The organism is Sphingomonas psychrotolerans (genome assembly GCF_002796605.1).
Taxonomy (GTDB): domain Bacteria; phylum Pseudomonadota; class Alphaproteobacteria; order Sphingomonadales; family Sphingomonadaceae; genus Sphingomonas; species Sphingomonas psychrotolerans.
Genome location: NZ_CP024923.1, coordinates 252,051 through 273,297 on the forward strand (window position 1 = coordinate 252,051; position 21,247 = coordinate 273,297).

A 21,247-nucleotide genomic window follows, 5' to 3' on the forward strand; every position below is an offset into this window, starting at 1 on the left:
GCCGAACGCAGCCCTATGGCGGGACAATGAACGCCAGAATCGCCGTCCTTCTGCCCTGCTACAATGAAGAGGCGGCCATCGCGCAGACGATCGCGGGCTTCCACGCGGCGTTCCCGGGCGCGACCATCTATGTCTACGACAATAACAGCGGGGACCGCACGATCGAGGTCGCGCGCGCAGCCGGCGCGGTGGTTCGCAGCGAGCGGATGCAGGGCAAGGGCAATGTCGTCCGGCGGATGTTCGCCGATGTCGATGCCGACATCTATGTGATGGCCGATGGCGACGCGACCTATGACGCCAGTGTCGCGCCGGCGATGGTCGAGCGGCTGATCGAGGAGGGGCTCGACATGATCGTCGGGACTCGCGTGCACGAGGCGGCCGAGGCCTATCGTCGCGGCCACGTTCTCGGCAATCGCACGATGACCGGGATTCTCGCCGGGCTGTTCGGGCGCAGCTTCACCGATATCTTCTCGGGCTATCGCGTCTTTTCGCGGCGCTTCGTCAAGAGCTTTCCGGTGCTTTCCGCGGGCTTCGAGATCGAGACCGAGATCAGCGTCCATGCGCTCGAGCTCAAGATGCCGGTGGGCGAGGTCGAGACGCGCTATTTCGCGCGGCCCGAAGGATCGGCGTCGAAGCTCAATACCTATCGCGACGGCTTCCGGATCGCGCGCACCATCGCCGTGCTCTACCGGATCGAGCGGCCGATGCTGTTCTTCGGGTTCATCGCCACGGTCTTTGCGATGATGGCGGTGCTGCTCGCCGTGCCGCTGGCGATCACCTTTCTCGAAACCGGGCTGGTGCCGCGTTTCCCGACCGCGGTCCTCGCCACCGGACTGATGATCCTCGCCTTCCTCAACCTGTTCACCGGGCTGATCCTCGATACCGTGGTGCGCGGGCGGCGCGAGATGCGGCGGCTGGCCTATCTTGCCCAGCCGGGGCCGTTCAGGGACTGACCGCCGCGACTCCGCGGAAACGCTGCCGGGCGCGAACCACCGCCTCGGCGGCCAGAAAGACCAGCAGCGGCCAGACGATATAGCTGTACCGCGGGATGGGCTGGACGATGGCATAAGGCAGCGCCGCCAGCGCGACATAGGTCGCCAGCAGCCAATAGCCGCGCCGCCGGCGCACGAGGCCGTGGGCGAGCCCGGCAAGCCCGACGATGCTCGCCAGCCCGATGACCAGCGCGCGCAAGTGTCGCGCTTCATTCCAGCCGCTGAAATAGAATTGCCAGGGACGCGGGACGAAGAACTGCGTGAGATGCTCGATGCTCAGCCCGGCGAATTCGGTCGGATGGGCGGCGATCCATGCGCGCGCCTCGGCCCCGAGCGCGGCCGAATAGGCGCTTTCGCCGCCCGCTGCGCGGAGTGCCGTGCGCGCGGCGGGGCTGTGAAACGGGTGCACCTGCAGCAGGCGAGCGGCGAAGGTCTCGTCGGGATGGGAACTGTTCACCGCGGCGGGGTGGTTACCGATCGCCAGTTCGAGGCCGAAGTTGCTGCGCAGCGGAATGGGATCGCCCATGACCGCGGCGTTGCGCAGCATCCATGGCGCGACCAGCAGTGCCAGTGCCGCAGCTGAGGCCGCGCCGAGCCAGGCGGTGCGCTTCCAGTCGAGCCGGAACAAGGCCACCAGCGCCCAGCAGGCATAGATGCCGAGTCCGGCGGCCGGGCTGATGAAGAAGGTGAGTGCGGAGAGCATTGCCGCGGCGAGCATCAGGGAAGAGCTTGCGCTGCGCCGGGAATTGACGCGCGCGATCAGAAGCAGGTTGAGTGCGGCCAGCGCCAGCGCCGCCGCGCCTTCCCAATAGCGGAAGTCGATCGTTTCTTGCGGCGTGAAAACGGGGAGCAGGCAAAGCAAGGCCGTCCCCCAGCGGACGGCGAGGGGATCCATGTCGAACGCGATCGCCAGCCGCCGGAGCAGCAGATACCCCGTGAAGGTTTGTGCCAACGACCAGGCGAGGAGCGCGAGATTGGCGGCGACGCTGCCTGCGCCGAACAGCCAGAACAGGGATCCGGCCACGCCTGGACTTATCGGCAGCAGATGCGCGGTGGGGCCATAGCCCTGATAATAAGCGTCGGCGAAGCTGCCGGTATGCGCGAGGGCGAGCGCCACGCGGGTCGCCTCGCCCGCGCCGTAAAAGCCCGTCAGCCCGTCGCCGCGCGTCGCGAGCAGAAGGAGGCGCAGCAGCAGGCCGGCGCCGACGAGCAGCAGCAGGAAACGGCGTTCGGAGGCGGCGGTCGGCGCAGGCACGCCCGGATCTTAGCCGCGCGCGCGTGGAAAAGTCCCTAACGTTCGATCAGGCCGAGCGCGACCAGGCTCTCGCCCGACGCGAGGATCGCTTCTTCGCGGGACCGTGGTTGCCAGTCGAGCAGGCGCCGCGCCTTTTCGTTGCTGGCGCTCGCGCGGATGCCCAGCCGCGGCACCGCCTCGCGCGCCAGCGGGACAAAGACGGCGAGCAGCCGGACGAGCCAGTCGGGAAGTTCGCGCCGGGGTGCCTTTGCCGCGGCTTCGCCCATACGCGTCCGCAATATCATCGCAATCTCGTGGAGCGACATCGCCTCGCCCGCCACCGCGAGGAAGCGTTCGCCTGCCGCGGCGGGATCGGTCATCGCGCGCAAATGCAGATCGGCGACGTCACGGACGTCGACCACCCCCAGATAGAGGCGCGGCGTGCCCGGCATCTTGCCTTCGAGCATCGACTGGACGAGGAACACCGAGGTCGAGAGATCGCCGCCCAGCGCCGGCCCGAAGATGGCGACCGGATTGACCACGGCCAGTTCCATGCCGTTGCCTTCGCGTCCGACGAACTCCCAGGCGGCGCGCTCGGCGAGCGTCTTGGACTTCATATAGGGCTGGACCGCCGGCCCATCGGGATCGGTCCAGTCCTGTTCGGTATAGGGCGTATCGCTCTGGCCGTGGCCATAGCCGATCGCCGCGAACGACGAAGTGACCACGACTCGCTTCACCCTGGCATCGCGCGCGGCGCGCAGCACCCGCAGCGTGCCTTCGCGGGCCGGACGGATCAGTTCGTTCTCGTCCTTCGGCTGTGCGGGAGGGAAGGGGGAAGCGACGTGATGGACATAGTCGCAGCCCGCCGCAGCCTCGGCCCAGCCCGCGTCCTTCTCCAGATCTGCGGCGACGAAGGAGAGCCGGTCGCCGGCATCCGCGCCCGCCGCGGCCAGCGTCGAACGCACCTCGGCTTCGCGCGTCAGGTTGCGCACGGTGGTGCGTACCTGGTGCCCCGCCGCGATCAGCTTGAGGATCACATGGCTTCCGACGAAGCCCGAGCCACCCGTCACGAGGACCGTATATGTCGCCATCGTAACGATGTGGGTGCACGATGCTGCAGGTGCAATGCCGCGCGTTCACTGCGTTCCCCCCTTGCGCCGCGCAGCCCGAGCGCCGATGTTGGGCGCTTGGGCAAACATCCAAGAGAAAATCCCGCATGCATCCGCTTTCCGGTCAGATGACCATTGATCCTGTTACCGGCGGTCTCGTTCCGATCGTCATCGAACAATCGAGCCGCGGCGAACGCAGCTTCGACATCTATTCGCGGTTGCTGCGCGAGCGCATCATCTTCGTGACCGGCGGAGTCGAGGACCATATGGCCTCGGTGATCACCGCCCAGCTGCTCTTCCTCGAGTCCGAAAACCCGAAGAAGGATATCTGGATGTACATCAATTCGCCGGGTGGTGTGGTCACCGCCGGCATGGCGATCCACGACACGATGCAATATATCCGTCCGCGCGTCGGCACGGTGTGCATCGGTCAGGCCGCGTCGATGGGCAGCTTCCTGCTTGCCTCGGGCGAGCCGGGTCTCCGCGTCGCGCTGACCAACGCCCGCATCATGCTGCACCAGCCTTCGGGCGGGGCGCAGGGCATGGCCTCGGACATCGAGATCCAGGCTAAGGAGATTCTCCGTATTCGCGCGCGGATGAATTCGCTCTATGCCAAATATACCGGGCAGCCGATCGAGCGGATCGAGCAGGTCATGGACCGCGACAGCTTCTTCGAGGCCGATGAGGCCAAGGCGTTCGGCGTGGTGGACGAAGTGTACGACAAGCGGCCGCAGCCGACCGAAGACGCAGCAGCTGCTTAAGATTGTTGGATTATAGTCGCCCGTGGGCAAGTCCCCCGGACGGCGCCAAACCGCTTGGCGGCGCGGATTATGGATTGCCGGACGAGAACCCGCGTGTAGGATGGCGGGTAGTGGCTACGCGTCCGGCGCGTAAAGGATGGATTGAATGACCAAGCTCAGCGGCGGCGACTCCAAGAGCACGCTCTATTGCTCGTTCTGCGGCAAGTCGCAGCACGAGGTGCGCAAGCTCATCGCCGGACCGACCGTGTTCATCTGCGACGAGTGCGTCGAGCTCTGCAACGACATCATCCGCGAAGAGACCAAGTCGGCACTCGTCAGCAAGAAGGACGGCGGCGTCCCCACGCCGCAGGAAATCTGCGACGTGCTGGATGATTACGTGATCGGCCAGAAGAAGGCCAAGCGCGTGCTCTCGGTCGCGGTGCACAACCATTACAAGCGGCTCAACCACGGCGCCAAGGGTGCCGATGTCGAGCTCGCCAAGTCGAACATCCTTCTCGTCGGCCCCACCGGTTGCGGCAAGACTTTGCTCGCGCAGACGCTGGCGCGCATCCTCGACGTGCCGTTCACGATGGCCGATGCGACGACGCTCACCGAAGCCGGCTATGTCGGCGAGGACGTCGAGAACATCATCCTCAAGCTGCTCCAGGCCTCCGACTATAATGTCGAGCGGGCGCAGCGCGGGATCGTCTATATCGACGAGATCGACAAGATCAGCCGCAAGGCCGAGAATCCTTCGATCACCCGCGACGTTTCGGGCGAGGGCGTCCAGCAGGCGCTGCTGAAGCTGATGGAAGGCACCACCGCCAGCGTCCCTCCGCAGGGGGGGCGCAAGCATCCGCAGCAGGAATTCCTCCAGGTCGACACGACCAACATCCTGTTCATCTGCGGCGGCGCGTTCTCGGGGCTCGAGAAGATCATCGGCGATCGCCTGCAGGGCAAGTCGATCGGCTTCGGCGCCTATGTCGCCGCGCCCGACGAGCGCCGTACCGGCGAAGTGCTGCGCTCGACCGAGCCCGAGGATCTGCTCAAATTCGGCCTGATTCCCGAGTTCGTCGGCCGCTTGCCGGTGATCGCGACGCTCGAGGATCTCGATATCGATGCGCTGATCAAGATCCTCACCGAGCCGAAGAACGCCCTGGTCAAGCAGTATCAGAAGCTGTTCGACATGGAGGGGGTCAAGCTCAGCTTCAACGACGACGCGCTCACCGCGATCTCGAAGAAGGCGATCGAGCGCAAGACCGGCGCCCGCGGGCTCCGCTCGATCCTCGAGGCGATCCTGCTCGATACGATGTTCGACCTGCCCGGCATGGACGGCGTCGACGAAGTGATGATCGACAAGGACGTGGTCGAGGGCCGCAAGGACCCGGTCCGCATCTATGCCAAGAAGGAAAAGACCGGCAGCGCCGCCTGACCTTATTGTTGCCCAAACACTGCACAAGCGGCCGGAAAGTCTTCTTTCCGGCCGTTTTTGCATGTGCGCCGATTGACCGACTCGCCCGCGAGGCGCACCCTCTCTCGCAGTAAAGACGAGATGGAGAGGTGACGTATGTCCGATATTGCCATCCTCGACGACGACGAGCGAGAGTATCATTCGCCGTTCGACCTGGCGCTCAACCCTGCCGCACTCGAGACATTCAAATGGCTGGTACTTGGTCACGTCTTGTACGTGGTCGGGTTGGCGATGGTGGTCTACTTCCACGTTCCCAATGGCGCGGTGTGGATTACGCCGCTGTTTGGGCTGCCGTTCGTCTGGCACGAGCGTCATCACCGCGGCGCCGTGAAGGCTCTGGTGTTCTTCGGCGGGTTCGCGCTGATGCACTATGTCGCGCTGATGACCGTCAGCGGCATCAGCGACGATGGCGTCGGCTTCCTGCGCGGTTTCGTCGGGGGTGCGATCGGGGGCGGCGGCTGTCTGTTGCTCTGCGCGATCTTCGGGTTGCTGCGCAAAGGATCGAGCCTCACGTTCGAGGCGTTCGGCACGGTTCTGCTCGGCGCGGTCGGCAGCTTCTGCGTCTATATGTACCTCACCACCGGGGCGACCGGGGATTCGTTCGCGAGCGACGTCGTCCAGCCGCTCAAGATCTACACGCCGTGGCAGATCGTCTTCGCCTATGTGCTGGCCAGAGTGCTCCGCCCGCTGAGCTGACCTGCTACGATCCGGCTCGCGCGGGAGAGCCTCGCGCGGCCGGACCGTTCAGTGCCCGCCACGGGATCACCGCCCATTCGGGAGCGTCGCAGGCGCGCGCGATGCGCGCAAAATAGGCGGCGACGAAGAGACCGTCCGGGGTGAGCCAGGCTTCGGGAAAGCGCCACACTTCCGGATCGTCGTAATTGCAGCCGTCCGCCTCCGAAGCCGCCATCTCCGCAGGATGATGGCGCTTGAGCAGTGCCACCAATCCCGGGGCGAACACCGTGCCGCGATAGGCATACCATCCGTCCGCCCGTTCGGGCGGAGGTGGCGCCTCGCCGAAGCGGAGCAGATCGTCGAGCTTGATCTCCGCACCGGTACGCGCGTCGTAAATGATGCCCTGCGCTCCAAAATCGGGATGCGCCGCGCCCGCACAGCCCCAGCTGGTCCGCCATGCATAGCTGACCCGGGAATCGTCGAGATAGACTGGCCCGGCCTCGTCCGAATCGATCCCCGCGCCACCGTCATAGCCTGGGCAGCCGAACCAGTTGCGGACATGCTGCCACTGCGTCACGTTCAGCGCGGCGTTGATCTTGTGCAGCGCCGTGGCGGCGTAGCCGCTTTCGATGCGGAACAGGCGGGTTCCGGTCAGGCGCTCGGTGTACCAGCGGATCGTGCGCGTGCCGATGCGCTCGGGCGGCCCAGCCTCGAGCCGTAGACCCGCGAGCTGCAGGCGATCATAGCCGCCGAGATCCGCGGGAGCGCCCGCCGGCGCTGGCGGCGGCGTGGCGGGCGCGAGCGAGACGGGGAGCCGCTTGCCTTTGGCAGTGGTCAGCGTTCCCGCCCAGCCCGTGCCCACCGGCTTCAGGGCAAGGCGGTCGCCGGTAGACCGTGCGCGCAGCGTGAGTCCGTCCGCGCCCCGTTCGCCATCGAGCGCGATGTCGAGGCGGGTGCTGCGATAGAAATAGCGGCCACTCGGCGCGCCGTCGCCTTCGTCGAGCTCGACGATGATCGGCGCGGTGCCGGCCTTGCCTTCGTAGAGCTGTGCCGAGGCGGCGCCGGGGAGCGCCAATGCGGCAAGCGCGGCAAGGGGCCAGAGCCGCGCCATCATTCCCCGCGGCGCGGGCTACGCTGCGCAGCTTCGACTGCTTCGGAGCGCTTGAGGATGCGCGAGGCGGGGTCGATGACGACATGCGCATCGGCCGGCACCGCGATGCTGCCGGTTCCGCCGGTCATCGCCAGCGTCTCGACCTTGCCGTCGATCTGCACTTCGACCGGAAGCGGGAAGGGCTTGTCCCTCGGCGTCTTCCAGCGGAGCGTCAGCCGCCCGCCCTCGCGCGTCTGGAGCAATTCGGGCAGCGCCGCCTCGCGCAGATACACGTCGAAGAACCAGGTCATATCCTTGCCGGTCACCTGATTGACGATACCGACATATTCGGGGGTGGTCGCGAAGCGCGGCTGGAAATTGCCCGGCTTCGGATCGGGGCGACCATAGACCAGCCGACGCGTGACGTCCCAGAAGGCCTTGTCGCCGATCAGGTTCCGGAGCGTGTGGAGCACCCACGCGCCCTTGACGTAGATGTCGCCGCCGGGGCCGCCTTTTTCCTCCTCATAGACCTCTTCCTCGGTCAGGATCCGGCCGGAGACGATCGGTGCCTTGTTCTCGATCTGGTTGCGGAATTTCTCCATCATCACCGCATAGCGCGCCTCGCCCTCGCGCCAGCGGCCGTAGAGCGGCTGCATATACTGGCCATAGCCTTCGTGGAGCCAGTAATCGTCCCAATTGGCGGCCGACATCTGGTTGCCGAACCATTCGTGGGCCAGCTCGTGCTGGAACAGCCAGTCGAACCCGGTCGCATCCTTGGCATAATTGTTGCCATAGGCGTTGATCGTCTGGTGCTCCATGCCCATGTGCGGCGTCTCGACCACGCCGAGCTTCTCGTCGGACCACGGATAGGGGCCGACATTGGCCTCGAAGAAATCGAGCGTCGGCGCAAATTCGGTGAACAGCCCCGCCGCCCCGGCCTCACGGCCGGGCAAATGCCAGTAATAAAGCGGGATCGTGTTGCCGAACCGGCTGCGATAGCTGCCCTTCATTTCGACATAGGGCGCTATGTTGAGCGCCACCGAATAGGGGTTGGGGCTGCGCGCGCGCCAGTGCCAGGTCGTGCGGCCGTCGGCGAGCGTGTCGACCTTCTGCAGCACGCCGTTGGAGGGCGCGGAGAGCCCCTTGGGCACCGTGATGTGCAGATCGACCTTGGCCGGCTCGCCCGCGGGGAAATCGAGGCACGGCCAGAACAGGTCGCAGCCATAGCCTTCGGCGGTGGTCGCGATCCACGGCTTGCCTTCGGGGGTTTTGCTCCAGACGATGCCGTCGTCCCATGGTGCGCGCACCGCAACGTGCGGCGTGCCGCCATAGGTGATCCGGACGATCGCCTGGTCGCCGGCGGCGAGCGGCTTCGGCAGGTTGATCGTCAGTCGCCCCTCGGGGTTCGACCAACTCGAATGGGGCAGAGGCGTGCCGTCGAGGCTGATCGCAGTGACTGGCAGATTCTTGTCGAGATCGATCAGGAGACGGCGCTGCGGGGCAGCGGTGGTCAGCGTCAGCGTGGCGATGCCCTGGAGCTTCTGCGTCTCGGGGAATATTTCGATCGCCAGATCGACATGCTCGAGCCGCAGCGCCGCGCGTTCGGGATCGATCGGCCCGCCGGATGCCTCGGTCAGCGCAGTGATCGGCGGCTCGCCGGGCCGGATCTGGCCGTGGGCGGGTGCGGTGGCGAGTGCGAGTGCCGAGGCGGCGAGCAGAAAACGAGTGGTGATAGAAACCTCCATCAGGCGAGCGATCCTCAATGTCGCGATCTCGTAGGCAGCGCCAGTCCGCAGCCAATCAATCCACGACGATTGATGCGGCTGGCGCGCGCACCATATATAGTGGAGAACAGGGGCCGCTCGGGCCCAGGAGTATTCATGAAGCAGTCCTATCCCGTCCTGCCGCTTCGCGACATCGTCGTCTTCCCACACATGATCGTGCCGCTGTTCGTCGGCCGCGACAAGTCGGTCGCCGCGCTCGAAGCCGCGATGGCGGACGACAAGGAAATCTTCCTCGTCGCCCAGCTCGATCCCGCCGAGGACGATCCCGGCCGCGAGGATCTGTACGACACCGGCGTCTCGGCCGAAGTGCTCCAGCTGCTCAAGCTGCCCGATGGCACGGTGCGCGTGCTCGTCGCCGGCAAGGAGCGCGGAGCGCTCGATACGGTCGACGAATCGGGCGCCTTCCTCACCGCGACGGTCAAGCCTGTCGAGGAGACCGCAGTCGAGGGCGCCGAGATCCAGGCGCTGATGCGTTCGGTGATCGATCAGTTCGAGAATTACGCCAAGCTCAACCGCAAGTTGCCCGCCGAAACCGCGGTCCAGCTGGCCGAGCTCGAGGAAGCCTCGCGCCTCGCCGACGCGGTCGCCGCGAACATCGCGGTCAAGGTTTCCGACAAGCAGTCGCTGCTGGTCGAGAACGACCCGCGCAAGCGTCTCGAGATGGTGTTCGCCTTCATGGAGGGCGAGCTCGGTGTGCTGCAGGTCGAGAAGAAGATCCGCAGCCGCGTCAAGCGCCAGATGGAGAAGACCCAGCGCGAATATTACCTCAACGAGCAGTTGAAGGCGATCCAGCGCGAGCTGGGCAATGAAGGCGACGAGGGCGATGGCGACGAAGTCGCCGAACTGACCCAGAAGATCGCGACGCTCAAGCTCTCCAAGGAGGCGCGCACCAAGGCGACGTCGGAGCTCAAGAAGCTCAAGACGATGGCGCCGATGTCGGCCGAAGCCACGGTGGTGCGCAATTATCTCGATGTGCTGCTCGGCCTGCCCTGGGGCAAAAGGTCCAAGCTCAAGAAGGACATCGCCGAGGCGCAGGGCGTGCTCGATGAAGACCATTATGCGCTCGAGAAGGTCAAGGACCGGATCGTCGAATATCTCGCGGTGCAGGCGCGCACCAACAAGTTGAAGGGGCCGATCCTGTGCCTCGTCGGCCCTCCCGGCGTCGGCAAGACCAGCCTCGGCAAGTCGATCGCCAAGGCGACCGGCCGCGAATTCATCCGCCAATCGCTCGGCGGTGTGCGCGATGAAGCTGAAATTCGCGGCCACCGCCGTACCTATATCGGCTCGCTGCCCGGCAAGATCGTGACCAATCTGCGCAAGGCGGGTGCATCGAACCCGCTGTTCCTGCTCGACGAGATCGACAAGCTCGGCCAGGATTTCCGCGGCGATCCCGCCTCGGCTTTGCTCGAGGTGCTCGACCCCGAGCAGAACAACAAGTTCAACGACCATTATCTGGAGATCGACATCGATCTTTCGGACGTGATGTTCGTGTGCACGGCCAACTCGCTAAACCTGCCGCAGCCCTTGCTCGATCGCATGGAGATCATCCGGCTCGAAGGCTATACCGAGGACGAGAAGCTCGAGATCGCCGAACGCCATCTGATCGAGAAGCAGATCGAGGCGCACGGCCTCAAGGAAGGCGAGTTCACCCTCACCACCGAGGGCCTGCGCGCGCTGATCCAGAAATATACGCGCGAAGCCGGCGTCCGCACGCTCGAACGCGAGATCGCCAAGCTTGCGCGCAAGGCGCTGCGCAAGATCCTCGAGGGCAAGGAGACCAGCGTCACGATCACGCCGGACAACCTCCACGAATATGCCGGGGTGCAGAAATATCGCCACGGGCTGGGCGAGGAGGAAAACCAGATCGGTGCGGTCACCGGGCTCGCCTGGACCGAAGTCGGCGGCGAGCTGCTGACGATCGAGAGCGTCACCGTACAGGGCAAGGGCGCGATCAAGACCACCGGCAAGCTCGGCGACGTGATGAAGGAATCGGTCGAGACCGCGTTCAGCTTCGTCAAGGCGCGCGCGCCGACCTATGGCATCAAGCCGAGCCTGTTCCAGCGCAAGGACGTGCATGTCCATTTGCCCGAGGGCGCCGTCCCCAAGGACGGACCGTCGGCAGGCGTCGGGCTGGTGACTGCGATCGTCTCGACGATGACCGGGGTGCCCATTCGCCGCGACATCGCGATGACCGGCGAAGTCACGCTCAGGGGCAGGGTGCTGCCGATCGGCGGGTTGAAGGAGAAATTGCTCGCGGCACTGCGCGGCGGCATCAAGATGGTGCTGATCCCCCAGGAGAATGAGAAGGATCTCGCCGAGATCCCCGCCAACATCCGCGAGGGGCTCGAGATCATCCCGGTCAGCCATGTCGATGAAGTGCTGCGGCTGGCGCTCACCGAGCCGCTCACGGCGATTGACTGGACCGATGCCGACGAGCTGGCGGCGCAGCCGCCGGTGCACGTGCCGGGGATCGGCGAGGCCGTTCATCATTGAGGAGGCGTAACTTTTGCGGCGAAATCCGCCGTGGAGGGTTTGACAGCGGTGGCGGTCGCGTGCTGACTGGCATACTCGGCCTGCCGCCGACTCATTTTTAGACGCACTCACTCAGGGGGAATCCACCAGCATGAACAAGCAAGAGCTGATCGGGACGGTCGCCGACACCTCCGGCCTCGGCAAGGGCGACGCCACCAAGGCAGTCGAAGCAGTGTTCGATGCGATCTCGACTGCGCTCAAAAAGGGCGACGAGGTTCGTCTGGTCGGCTTCGGCACTTTCTCGGTCAGCAAGCGCAAGGCGTCGACCGGCCGCAACCCCCGCACCGGCGAGGAGATGACGATCAAGGCGTCGAACCAACCCAAGTTTAAGGCCGGCAAGGGCCTCAAGGACTCGGTCAACTGATCTGACCGGAAACCGGGCCTTGGGGCTGGACAAGCGCGCCCCGCACCGCCTAAAGGCCCGCTTCCATTTTGGCCTCCGGGCCAATGGGCGCGTAGCTCAGTGGTAGAGCACTGTGTTCACACCGCAGGGGTCGCTGGTTCAATCCCAGCCGCGCCCACCATGTAGAGAAGCCTCGGAAATCTCAGGATTTCCGGGGTTTTTTCGCCTTTGGCGCAAATACCTAGAGAACCGCTTCTCGCCGCTCCTGACACGAACTTGTCACAGGAGAATAGAGTGGCAACTATCAGAAAACGGGCTGGCCGATGGTCCGTGCAGGTGCGTCGCAAGGGGTATGAGCCGGAATACCAAACCTTTCGGTCTAAGGATGCGGCGGAACGATGGGCTCGCGAACGAGAAGCTCTCATCGATCAAGGGCGGCAACCAGTTAGCCATCGCGAATTGCGGAGCCAAACTTTAGGCGACCTGATTCGCCGATACCTCGTTGAAGTGACACCCACCAAGCTGAGCGCCGACACCGAACGACTCAGGCTCACTAAGATGCTTCGGGCTGCTCTTTGCGATATTTCCTTGGCAGACCTGACGTCCGCTCCTGTAGCGGCCTACAGGATGCCAGAGCGAAGGAAGTAAGGTCAGGGACCATCGCCCGCGAGCTTTCCCTACTACACAGCGTAATCGATGTAGCGCGGCGGGAGTGGGGCGTTGGGCTACCGACCAATGTGGTTGCTCAGGTGCGTCGGATGCCGGTTAAGAATGCTCGGGATAGGCGGCTCCAACCCGGCGAGTTGGATAGGCTCGTAGCCGCGCTTTCGAAGACCCGAAACGCATTGGTGCGTCCGGCTATCATGCTGGCGATAGAGACAGGCCTTAGGCGTGGCGAACTGCTGAGCCTCGCTTGGGCCGATATCGATCTAGATAGGCGCACGGCGCATATCCCGCACACAAAGACGGGTTATGCTCGTACTGTACCGCTCACCGACTCCGCAGTGGCGTTGTTGCGAGCTATGCAGCGCGCAGGGGCTAAGGTGTTTCCTATGACGCCAATGTCGTTGAAGCTCGCTTGGAACCGCCTCCGCGTAAGAGCGGGAATGCCGGACCTGCACTTTCACGACCTTCGCCATGAAGCCATCAGCCGCTTTGCCGAAATGGGCCTTAGCACCGTCGAGCTATCAGTGATTAGCGGGCACCGGGACCCTCGGATGCTCTTCCGCTACGCCCATCTTCGACCGGCCGACTTAGCTAGGAAGCTTGCAGGGCGATCATGGGAACGAGAGGTAGGAAGCCTGTGAGGTTCGTGACGAAAGACAGGAACACACTTCAATCATCCCTTCCAACCAGTGCCTCGCGTAGAAAATCCGCGATATTTGGTGACATTTAGATCGGGAATAGGTTGATATTAGGAAGCAAATTAACAACGCTAAGTTTATAGAATGCTTCCAATTGCTGTAACGCCTAAACATACACCAAACTTACCTTAACTTTTCTCAAAAACCGGATTGACAGTGTCAGCGGTGTGCGCCAAATGGCGCGCATTGCTGGCCTATCAAAAAGTAGGCACCCGTTCTATAGATAGAGTAAACGAATGCATACTTTACGTTTCAACATGGGAGTGGATTTTCTCTTTCTCATGGTGAATGTATGTATGTCTTTGGTAAGAGTTCGTTTGCTCAAGAATCATTCGATCTTTTGATTGCTGATCTTATTTCATTTGGAAATGAAGTTTCTCATGAAGAGGGAGCTTCTCTAAGAGCTCTTCTAGAGACGTTCTTTGATGCCCTTTCCGGTGATCTTCCTTCAAAATTCTATCTGAATTCTCTTCCTCCCGGCTCAGGAAAAACCCAAGCCATTTCCTCCTTCGTAAGGGTATGGAAATCCAAAGGCTTCCAACCCTCAGGCGGTATCCTGATCGGCTTGAAGACCAAGGATGAAATCGCGGGACTCGTTCGCCGCCTTGGCATCGGGCCCGAGGACTTCGCCTGTTTCACGCGGGACGACGCCGTTAACGCCTTGGGCCGCCCCGACGCCGAGAATGCTCCCGTCCTCCTAACGACGCAGCAGATGATTATCAGCCGGACGAATGACCGGTCTTTTACCGCTGCTCGGGATTTCCATTTCCTCGGTCAACCTCGGGCTCTGCGGATTTGGGATGAGTCCTTCACGCTCGCCGAGCCAGTCTCCGTGACGCTTTACGCATTGCAACGACTGCCGGGGCTCTTGAATCGTCGATTTGCCGATATGGCTCATCGCATTTCCATGATGATCGATGGAGTCCGCACCGCCGACTCTAAGGGTGTAATCCGCGTCCCCGCCTCGCTAGGGGGCGGCCTTGCGAAGATCATGACCCTCACCAAGGAAGGCAGCGTCAGCGTTCCTGCCGCGGAGATGGGCGTCATCGAGAAGCTACATGCCGCTGCCGGCCGGGACCTTCTGATCCGGCCTACTGGCGGGAGTTTTGACCGCGCGCTCGTAGGATCGACACGTCCAATCCCCGAGGACTTTGCCCCCGCGATAATTACCGATGCTTCTGGTCGCGTCAGAGAGACTTACACCGTCTTGCATGCGAATCGTGGCAATGTCGTGCACCTACCTTCGAGCGTTACCGACTACCGCAATCTGCACATTCACCTGTGGCAGACAGCTTGCGGAAAGGAGGTCCTTGAGGACGCCACTGCGAGCAGAGCCATCTACCGCAAAATCGCAAAGCAAATGGAAGGAAGCCGAGAGCATTGGCTTATCATTTCCCATAAGGCGAATGCGGGGCTGGACGTGCGTACCGCCCTTGATGATGCAACCGGCGGCACCGTGCCTTTCGAGTACCTCCATTGGGGGCGGCACTACGGCACCAACACCTATAATCGTATCAAGAACGTGGTCGTGATCGGAACCTATTTCTACCCAAACGAAGCGTATGAGGCTCTTGGAATGGCTGCCGCCGGCCTGCCAGCGGAGGACGCTCCGTCGTCCGATATGAAGACGCTCCGGGCCGGGGAGTTTAAGCACAACATGCTACAAGCGATCCTACGCGGAAACGCCCGCAACAGTCTCAATGGGGTGGCCGGCGAGTGCAATGTCTACATCGTCGCGAGCACTCGGATCGATGCCAGAACGCTCCTGCGGGACACCTTTCCGAGCGCCACGATCAGCGATTGGGGAAAGGCTGATGATAAGCCGCTGCCGGCGCACGCAAAGGCGGTGATCGCGGCGCTAGAAGCTCTGTTCCTAGAGGGCGTCAAAGAGGTTCGAAAAAAGAACGTCAGTGAAGCGGCCCGCATGACCGCGCAAGAGCTCCACAGGCAGCTTAAACGGCCCGCGCTGGTCGCCTATCTTAGCTCGAAAGGCCTAGTGTCGAGCGGGCAACGGATCGAAAGGCATGACTATCCCTAAGGAGAGCGCACTTTGACGACACCATGTCCCGTAATCTATCTATCGCTCCCCGCCTTTGCATATTGACCAATAAAGCTTACGTTGAACCCATAAAGCCCAAGGGTATTATCCTCATCTACAATTAACTTGCCTTTACCATCAAGTTCTAGGCAGGTCCGCGCTAGTTTGGCTTCGGTAAAGCCACTGCTTTTTCGTTCAAAGATAATAACGCCGGTGTCATACATGATGCCTTCAAAATCTAGAAATCCCATGTTTGGCCCACCAGCCACTGTTCGAATGGCCATCCCGGTGACGAAATACCTAGGGTACCCCTCTACACTATCGGGAAGCGGTATTAGACTCAGGTCCGCGCTATCGGTGCCGGCGCCGAGACGCAGGTATTGACCTGCATAGGGATCGCGTGGCGGAGTCTGGATTTCTCCGAAGTGGACGCGCTGGGCGAATGCGGAAGCAAGGCTAGTACTGAGTTCTAGTTTAAAAGCTTTTACCTCTGCAATCGTAATTTTCTTGGACTGTGATGTTACACTATCGTACTGATCATGGTGATCTAGGCATAAAAATGCTAGATTGGTTTCAACGTTGTTGCTGTTGTCGTGATCTAGATGAGCTATCTGCCCACTTTTCAAACGAGTGTCTCGATTAAGTCCAAAGCAGATGCAGCACCTTCGCCGGCAGTCAGTCAGGATATCAGCCTGAACGTCTGAGGGTATCTTTATCCGTGCCATGTGCCTTCGTTGTCCTCCGCAACGCATGAACCGTCTGGAACCCGACGATGCGGTTTGCAACCGGCGATGGTTTGCAGGTCTAAAACTTCTCCCTACCTAGCGTTCCTTTTATGTTCTATTTAGGGGCATGGAACGATTCGCCCCCAATCCAGCCGTTATGGCGTCCGCGATCCTGGCTGCGCCCGGTTGGGCGCGCGTCGGAATAACCGTAGCTGACGAACGGATGAGGGAACGTGCCGCGCAGGAGCTTGCCCGATCCATTGTGGAGCAACTGAACCCGGCACCAGCGGACGCTGCGGACCAGTTGCCGCTAGCGCTATAACTAGTTGCAAGTGCGACGTTTCTCGATATTTTTAGCGTCGGCTGTAAACGCAATCCTGCGACGTTGGGCGCAATTATCTGAGTCTTCGGCTTGGCTTAGCCGCCGAACGTTCGTGCTGCCCAACCAAGCTGAACGGGCTTAGGGGCTGGCGCATCGTGCTGAACGACATCCGCCTTCTGACCAACTGGCCCTTGGCGCTGCTGATCGGCGATGATCGAGCGGAACCGGCCGTACCAATCATCAAGATTGCGAATGGCATCGTTGACCGGCTCACTGCCCGCGATCCCGCCGCCGAACAGGATTTCGAAGCATGGAGAGTGGAGGTCGTTCACGAAGAGCTTGAGCGACAGCTTCGTGATGATCGTTGTCGAATGAGACGTGGAGCTTGTTTTAGCCCCGGCGAGCAGACCGCCTACCGGGCCAGCTAGAAGGGTTCCAAAGGCGGCACCTTGCGTGTCGATCTTGCCCTTGGTCGTGGTGATCGTCTCCCCGTCACGGTCCACTTCCGCAGCTACCAACTGGCTAAAGTGGTACAGGCGGGGTTTCGCGCCGGGGATGGCGATGGCAAACCTGCTAGAGCCAGGATCGATAGCGACGCCGTAGTTGGCCGGTGCGCCTTCGTAGACGATTGCCGGTTTGAAGCCTTCGATCAGAGATAGGCTTGCTACTTTTTTAGCTTCACTCGCCCTAGCCTCTTCGACACCCTTTGACAGGGAGCTTGCGAGCATCGTCCCGATCGCCGCGAGAATGACCAGCACAGCGCCAAGTAGCACCCACATCATTTTATCTCCCCCCCACCAACGACAGGGACGCGTTGTCACAGTTTTTGTGACTTTTGCAAGATGGTGGACAGGCTCGTTCATGCCCGTAAGGCGAACGACCAGCCCCGGATTCAATGACGACCGCTATAGGGCCGTTATCGTCACGCTTCTGGAACGGCGGAAGCAGTTGGGCATAAGCCAGCAAAGCCTAGCGGAACGGTTGGGGCTGCATAAGCAATTCGTATCGAGAGTGGAGCTTGGCGAACGCCGACTCGACTTCGTTGAGTTCGCCGACTTCGTCCGGGCGCTAGGCTTAGAGCCGGATGTGCTGATCGCTTCTGTTCCCCTTCCGCCCAGACGGGCTGACGAAGGGTAGCGCCTTACGGAGCGGGCGTACCGGATGGTTAGGCGGCGTCCGCTAGAGCCCTATAAACGCTGCCACGCCCGATTTTAAGCTGACGGGCGATATCGGTAGGCGAGACACCTTCCGCCCTTAGCTGGCGCACCTGATCGACAGGCACCGAAGGCTTGCGGCCCTTGTAGACCCCGCTGCTTTCGCTTTGGCGATCCCTTCCATCTGCCGATCGCGACGGATCGCTGTTTCGAATTGCGCGAACACCCCTAGCATTTGGAGGAAGGCAATCCCCGCAGGGGTGCTGGTATCAATCGGCTGTTCCGTTGCCCGAAGGAAGGCACCTTTGGCCTTCAACTCCGCAACGATCTTCTCCAAGTCGGCTACAGAGCGGGCCAGGCGGTCTACGCGTGTGACCAGTAGTGTATACCCTTTTGATCACTCGCCCTAGCCGTAGCCACTAACGGCTATAGCAAACCATCGTCAGCCGAATTGAACTGGGCCACTTGCTCCCGCAGCAGATTACGAGCCACAACGACTTTATCCGCAAGATTTCCCAGAACGTTCACGGCATTAGTGTGGACAACCCAGTAGTTATCGTCTGACGTAATAACACCAGCCTCAAATTGACTCTTGGAGTCGGTAAGTTCCGACCATCTAGCTCGGAATCTATCTCTGTCACCAACCGGAACTCTATCCCGCAAGCTACTGATTAATTCCTTCGGTCGCATAAAAAGATGAGTATCCAGCCAACTTGACAAACCAAATCTATAGTATCGATTGATAGTCAAAAGCCGATCTCCGATCCCATCGATACCAAATCCCTGTACTGCACCGTCCTTTCCGACGTAATACCTATCGGATAAAAATTTCAACATACCGCCCGGGTCGACTGCGGGGTCAAAACGCTCAAATTGAGTTGCCGTATCTTCCAGCAAAGGTAGGGCCCACAGCTTATCAACCAAGATCGGGCTCATTTCCCTAAGCAAGGTGCCCGCGCTCTCAGTATTATTCCGAGACATAATTATATTCGTGTATTCTGCGTCCTTCTCGCCGCGATATGTCGCGACAAAGAGAGCGGCAAAATATTCTTGAAAAGAGCGATGCACGAATGTGTACAGAAGGCCGTCCTCCTGAATAATGCATACACTTTCAAATAAATCTCTCAATACAGCCGCCGGTTGAGCCGAAATGCCGCAATACTTTAACGACTTTTCTATAAAGGCGATCAGCTCCGATCTGCTGAAAGCGTATTTATTCTTTGCGTAGCTCGAAAAACAAAACGCCGAGAAAAACCTCTTAAAATCATCGACACTTATGTTTGTGTATCGCTTTCTTTCGTAAACGCCCTTAGATAGATCGTGTTTAAAGAAAAGGGTCTCAAAGGCTTGATCATAGAATATATGTATTTTATCGCCAGCATTAGCGAATTGATCGTACCTGAGTAACATAATGGTAGCTAGTAGAGGATTAGTTAAGAAGCTCTCGTGTTTTTTATATAAGTGAGCAGCGAGGTCCTTGAGAAACTTTTCTTTTATAGTTTTATCGAAATTGATCTTCTTTATTACAGATGTAACTTGGCGCTTGTCCAAGGGGAGCACCCTAAAGCAATAGAATCGCGCCCATCCACTCAGACTAGCATCCTCTCGGGATGATATGATCAATATATTATCAGGGTATTTGGCTGGAATCTTTATAATTTGCTTATGTATCGATTCCCTATACTCCGGATCAACTTCATCTAATCCGTCAAGCACGATCAAAAAAAGCCCACCCGTTAGAGCTTTTTCAAAATTATCAAATGTCATTTTACTTTTCTTGGACGTGGAGTCCTCGAATATAAGCTGCTCTATGGGCTTACCTTTTGTGTAGTCCAAGGTGCGTAATTCTATAAAAATCGGTATACGTCCCCGTGGATTCTCAAATCGACATAGGGCTAGGTACTTCATGAACATAGTCTTGCCAGACCCGCCACCCCCTTGAACAATTACGTTCTTATATTCTTCGAGGTTCTCGATTATATAATTATCAGTGAGTTTTGCCTTTTTTAACCCCAACTTAATGGAAACGTACTGACTGAGCAACTCTACGGGCTCGTCTCGATATATGAGTGTCTTTATCTTATAGCATTTGTCGAACGTCGTTTGTAGATGATGGGAAAATCCTAGACCCAGCGCGGAAGAGATGCGCTCTGGGGTCTTCCGCGCTTGGGTTGCCGCTATAGCAACAACCTTCGGACCGGATGCGACCAGCGCTTTCGTTATGACTGCACTCGCATCGAAATTAGTAAGCGCGTCAATCAGAGACTTCGCTACCATTCAGCTCTCCCTATCTTAATTACAACCATCTCGGTCAACCGGCAGCCATCGTCAAGGCGCGGACCACAGCCCGTGTATTCCGTGGGCGTTCGATGATCGATGGGGGAGGGCGGGTTTTAGGCAGCGTTAAGCGAGTCCGCATGCCGCTTTGATGCCTCTATACGCATGAGGCGCGGTAGGCAGCGGAATGGTGTCGAACGACGCGCCTGGGCAGCGAAAGGGGCGGTTAGCTAACTAAGTAGCCCGCCCCTTCGATCACCCCTATGGCGCGGATATTAACGGCGAAACGCTGTCAAAATCGGTCGGACTTACCGCTGCGGTCTCTCGCGGTCTCGGCGATCCAATTCTAGGCTCAAAGCAGCAATGGCATCCGGGTCCTCTTTGCCATCTTTTCGGCAGTTCCGTGGCATGGGGCGCTTGGCGTGCTTGGCACAGTTAGCTGACGGGCAAACAGCTATCTGCTGTAGCCATCCGCCGGATGAATCGGGATCGTATATGCAGTCTTTGCAATGTTGGTCGAAGTCTTTTCGTAACGTAGAAATAAGTTATCCTTAGTATTTAGCACTCCTTTCACTCGCCACGCCGAATGCGTGCATGTTTGAACAATGGTGCGGATAGATTATACTGAGGCCCTCGCCGACCAGCAATGGCTGGTGCAGAGATTTCCGAGGCGGGCTGCCTAGGTCATCCTCTTCTCGACGCGTTGTATTGCGGCTCTTGAGACGCCGTACTGCTTCGCTAAGCTTCCTAGGGATAGTCCGTTGGAACGTGCTGCGAGAACGGCTTGCTGCTGCTCCTTGGTCAGCGCTTGCGGCCGGCCTAGCGCCTTACCTTCCGCCTTAGCTCGGCTAAGCCCCGCTTGGGTTCGTTCGATGAGAAGGTCACGTTCGAACTCCGCCACGGCGGCAATGACGCCCATAGTCATCTTGCCCGCCGCGCTGGTTAGATCGACCCCGCCAAGAGCTAGGCAATGAACTCGCACCCCATTTGTGGCCAAGCGCTCAACGGTAGCTCGCACGTCCATTGCGTTGCGCCCGAGGCGGTCTAGCTTGGTAACGATCAGCACATCATTCGCCTCAAGGCGATCAACGAGCTTGGAGAAGCCCTTGCGCTCCATCGCAGCCACGGAGCCTGATATCGTTTCTGCCACGATGCGCTTCGGATCGACTGCGAACCCCGCGCTCTCAATCTCGCGCACCTGATTATCTGTAGTTTGGTCGGCGGTGCTGACCCGGCAATAGGCGAAGGTTCTACCCACGAAAGCTCATCCCCTGTATCGATTCGGTGTATCGATACTATCATGTGTATCGAAATTTCAAAGGCTATATTTTGTCATGCTCGTGATGGCTGTATCTAAATCGTCCGATTTAGAGACGAGTGCTCATAGCTGTTGATAA

The 21,247-nt window shown here is 60.3% G+C and carries 20 protein-coding genes and 1 tRNA gene; 11 read left to right on the forward strand and 10 right to left on the reverse strand.

The features are described from left to right. Window positions 1-26: 26 nt before the first annotated feature. On the forward strand, window positions 27-953 hold the full coding sequence (locus CVN68_RS01185; RefSeq protein WP_100280590.1) for a glycosyltransferase family 2 protein: 927 nt from the start codon (window positions 27-29) through the stop codon (window positions 951-953). Here CVN68_RS01185 and CVN68_RS22920 read toward each other — a convergent pair. Both CVN68_RS22920 and CVN68_RS01195 read right to left on the reverse strand, forming a co-directional pair. Continuing rightward, the gene (locus CVN68_RS22920; protein ID WP_158298646.1) at window positions 943-2,247 is read right to left on the reverse strand and encodes a hypothetical protein; all 1,305 of its coding nucleotides are present in this window, start codon (window positions 2,245-2,247) and stop codon (window positions 943-945) included. The genes CVN68_RS01185 and CVN68_RS22920 overlap by 11 nt on opposite strands. A gap of 35 nt (window positions 2,248-2,282) precedes the next feature. Continuing rightward, window positions 2,283-3,317, reverse strand: coding sequence for an SDR family oxidoreductase (locus CVN68_RS01195; RefSeq protein WP_100280591.1), 1,035 nt, complete (start codon window positions 3,315-3,317; stop codon window positions 2,283-2,285). 146 nt (window positions 3,318-3,463) lie between these two features. On the opposite strand from CVN68_RS01195, the gene CVN68_RS01200 reads away from it, so the two are divergent. The 3 genes from CVN68_RS01200 to CVN68_RS01210 all read left to right on the forward strand — a co-directional run bounded on the left by CVN68_RS01200 (window position 3,464) and on the right by CVN68_RS01210 (window position 6,242). Next, on the forward strand, window positions 3,464-4,096 hold the full coding sequence (locus tag CVN68_RS01200; protein WP_199560172.1) for an ATP-dependent Clp protease proteolytic subunit: 633 nt from the start codon (window positions 3,464-3,466) through the stop codon (window positions 4,094-4,096). A gap of 145 nt (window positions 4,097-4,241) precedes the next feature. After that, complete coding sequence (clpX, locus tag CVN68_RS01205) at window positions 4,242-5,507, forward strand: ATP-dependent Clp protease ATP-binding subunit ClpX (RefSeq protein WP_100280593.1); 1,266 nt, start codon at window positions 4,242-4,244, stop codon at window positions 5,505-5,507. 135 nt (window positions 5,508-5,642) lie between these two features. Next, window positions 5,643-6,242, forward strand: coding sequence for a hypothetical protein (locus tag CVN68_RS01210; RefSeq protein ID WP_100280594.1), 600 nt, complete (start codon window positions 5,643-5,645; stop codon window positions 6,240-6,242). A gap of 4 nt (window positions 6,243-6,246) precedes the next feature. On the opposite strand, the gene CVN68_RS01215 is transcribed toward CVN68_RS01210, so the two are convergent. After that, window positions 6,247-7,332, reverse strand: a complete 1,086-nt coding sequence (locus CVN68_RS01215) for a hypothetical protein (RefSeq protein ID WP_100280595.1) — start codon at window positions 7,330-7,332, stop codon at window positions 6,247-6,249. After that, window positions 7,332-9,056: a M1 family metallopeptidase gene (locus CVN68_RS01220; RefSeq protein ID WP_100280596.1), complete on the reverse strand. Its 1,725-nt coding sequence runs from the start codon at window positions 9,054-9,056 to the stop codon at window positions 7,332-7,334. The genes CVN68_RS01215 and CVN68_RS01220 overlap by 1 nt, the downstream gene beginning before the upstream one ends. 135 nt (window positions 9,057-9,191) lie before the next feature. Between CVN68_RS01220 and lon the strand changes: the two genes are divergently transcribed. The 5 genes from lon (at window position 9,192) to CVN68_RS01245 (ending at window position 15,372) form a co-directional block, all read left to right on the forward strand. Further along, window positions 9,192-11,588, forward strand: a complete 2,397-nt coding sequence (gene lon, locus CVN68_RS01225; RefSeq protein ID WP_100280597.1) for an endopeptidase La — start codon at window positions 9,192-9,194, stop codon at window positions 11,586-11,588. Between the two features lie 130 nt (window positions 11,589-11,718). Next, on the forward strand, window positions 11,719-11,991 hold the full coding sequence (locus tag CVN68_RS01230) for an HU family DNA-binding protein (protein ID WP_077511876.1): 273 nt from the start codon (window positions 11,719-11,721) through the stop codon (window positions 11,989-11,991). 85 nt (window positions 11,992-12,076) lie between these two features. Further along, window positions 12,077-12,151, forward strand: a tRNA-Val gene (locus tag CVN68_RS01235). 577 nt (window positions 12,152-12,728) lie between these two features. Beyond that, window positions 12,729-13,277 carry a site-specific integrase gene (locus tag CVN68_RS24365; protein WP_407695526.1) on the forward strand — a complete coding sequence of 183 codons (549 nt, stop codon included), beginning with the start codon at window positions 12,729-12,731 and terminating at the stop codon, window positions 13,275-13,277. Between the two features lie 349 nt (window positions 13,278-13,626). Further along, window positions 13,627-15,372, forward strand: a complete 1,746-nt coding sequence (locus CVN68_RS01245) for a hypothetical protein (protein WP_158298647.1) — start codon at window positions 13,627-13,629, stop codon at window positions 15,370-15,372. 35 nt (window positions 15,373-15,407) lie between these two features. Here the strand turns inward: CVN68_RS01245 and CVN68_RS22925 are convergent, their stop codons facing one another. Continuing rightward, on the reverse strand, window positions 15,408-15,998 hold the full coding sequence (locus CVN68_RS22925) for a hypothetical protein (protein ID WP_233503504.1): 591 nt from the start codon (window positions 15,996-15,998) through the stop codon (window positions 15,408-15,410). Window positions 15,999-16,254: 256 nt separating this feature from the next. On the opposite strand from CVN68_RS22925, the gene CVN68_RS23760 reads away from it, so the two are divergent. Beyond that, a complete protein-coding gene (locus tag CVN68_RS23760) occupies window positions 16,255-16,419 on the forward strand; it encodes a DUF6771 family protein (RefSeq protein WP_324871791.1) in 165 nt (54 codons plus the stop codon). A gap of 95 nt (window positions 16,420-16,514) precedes the next feature. Here the strand turns inward: CVN68_RS23760 and CVN68_RS01255 are convergent, their stop codons facing one another. After that, window positions 16,515-17,201: a hypothetical protein gene (locus tag CVN68_RS01255; RefSeq protein WP_100280600.1), complete on the reverse strand. Its 687-nt coding sequence runs from the start codon at window positions 17,199-17,201 to the stop codon at window positions 16,515-16,517. Between the two features lie 79 nt (window positions 17,202-17,280). Between CVN68_RS01255 and CVN68_RS24370 the strand changes: the two genes are divergently transcribed. Then, window positions 17,281-17,556 carry a helix-turn-helix domain-containing protein gene (locus CVN68_RS24370; protein WP_100280601.1) on the forward strand — a complete coding sequence of 92 codons (276 nt, stop codon included), beginning with the start codon at window positions 17,281-17,283 and terminating at the stop codon, window positions 17,554-17,556. A gap of 28 nt (window positions 17,557-17,584) precedes the next feature. On the opposite strand, the gene CVN68_RS24250 is transcribed toward CVN68_RS24370, so the two are convergent. The 4 genes from CVN68_RS24250 to CVN68_RS01275 all read right to left on the reverse strand — a co-directional run bounded on the left by CVN68_RS24250 (window position 17,585) and on the right by CVN68_RS01275 (window position 21,108). Beyond that, complete coding sequence (locus CVN68_RS24250; protein ID WP_324870875.1) at window positions 17,585-17,701, reverse strand: helix-turn-helix domain-containing protein; 117 nt, start codon at window positions 17,699-17,701, stop codon at window positions 17,585-17,587. Beyond that, window positions 17,674-17,910, reverse strand: a complete 237-nt coding sequence (locus CVN68_RS24255) for a recombinase family protein (protein WP_324870877.1) — start codon at window positions 17,908-17,910, stop codon at window positions 17,674-17,676. Before CVN68_RS24255 ends, CVN68_RS24250 begins: the two co-directional genes overlap by 28 nt. 89 nt (window positions 17,911-17,999) lie before the next feature. Further along, entirely contained in the window at window positions 18,000-19,850 is a 1,851-nt protein-coding gene (locus tag CVN68_RS01270) for an NACHT domain-containing protein (protein WP_100280602.1), read from the reverse strand. A gap of 679 nt (window positions 19,851-20,529) precedes the next feature. After that, window positions 20,530-21,108 (reverse strand): recombinase family protein, encoded by a 579-nt coding sequence (locus CVN68_RS01275; protein WP_100280603.1) that lies wholly within the window; start codon window positions 21,106-21,108, stop codon window positions 20,530-20,532. Between the last annotated feature and the right edge of the window lie 139 nt (window positions 21,109-21,247).

Bases quoted from the DNA above. Each gene is read 5' to 3' on its own strand.
- CVN68_RS01255 (WP_100280600.1), bottom strand. From the start codon at position 17,201: ATGATGTGGGTGCTACTTGGCGCTGTGCTGGTCATTCTCGCGGCGATC.
- CVN68_RS01210 (WP_100280594.1), top strand. From the start codon at position 5,643: ATGTCCGATATTGCCATCCTCGACGACGACGAGCGAGAGTATCATTCG.
- clpX (WP_100280593.1), top strand. From the start codon at position 4,242: ATGACCAAGCTCAGCGGCGGCGACTCCAAGAGCACGCTCTATTGCTCG.
- CVN68_RS01200 (WP_199560172.1), top strand. From the start codon at position 3,464: ATGACCATTGATCCTGTTACCGGCGGTCTCGTTCCGATCGTCATCGAA.
- CVN68_RS01270 (WP_100280602.1), bottom strand. From the start codon at position 19,850: ATGGTAGCGAAGTCTCTGATTGACGCGCTTACTAATTTCGATGCGAGT.
- CVN68_RS24370 (WP_100280601.1), top strand. From the start codon at position 17,281: ATGCCCGTAAGGCGAACGACCAGCCCCGGATTCAATGACGACCGCTAT.
- CVN68_RS24365 (WP_407695526.1), top strand. From the start codon at position 12,729: ATGCCGGTTAAGAATGCTCGGGATAGGCGGCTCCAACCCGGCGAGTTG.
- CVN68_RS23760 (WP_324871791.1), top strand. From the start codon at position 16,255: ATGGCGTCCGCGATCCTGGCTGCGCCCGGTTGGGCGCGCGTCGGAATA.
- lon (WP_100280597.1), top strand. From the start codon at position 9,192: ATGAAGCAGTCCTATCCCGTCCTGCCGCTTCGCGACATCGTCGTCTTC.
- CVN68_RS01245 (WP_158298647.1), top strand. From the start codon at position 13,627: ATGTATGTCTTTGGTAAGAGTTCGTTTGCTCAAGAATCATTCGATCTT.
- CVN68_RS01195 (WP_100280591.1), bottom strand. From the start codon at position 3,317: ATGGCGACATATACGGTCCTCGTGACGGGTGGCTCGGGCTTCGTCGGA.
- CVN68_RS01220 (WP_100280596.1), bottom strand. From the start codon at position 9,056: ATGGAGGTTTCTATCACCACTCGTTTTCTGCTCGCCGCCTCGGCACTC.
- CVN68_RS01215 (WP_100280595.1), bottom strand. From the start codon at position 7,332: ATGGCGCGGCTCTGGCCCCTTGCCGCGCTTGCCGCATTGGCGCTCCCC.
- CVN68_RS01185 (WP_100280590.1), top strand. From the start codon at position 27: ATGAACGCCAGAATCGCCGTCCTTCTGCCCTGCTACAATGAAGAGGCG.
- CVN68_RS01230 (WP_077511876.1), top strand. From the start codon at position 11,719: ATGAACAAGCAAGAGCTGATCGGGACGGTCGCCGACACCTCCGGCCTC.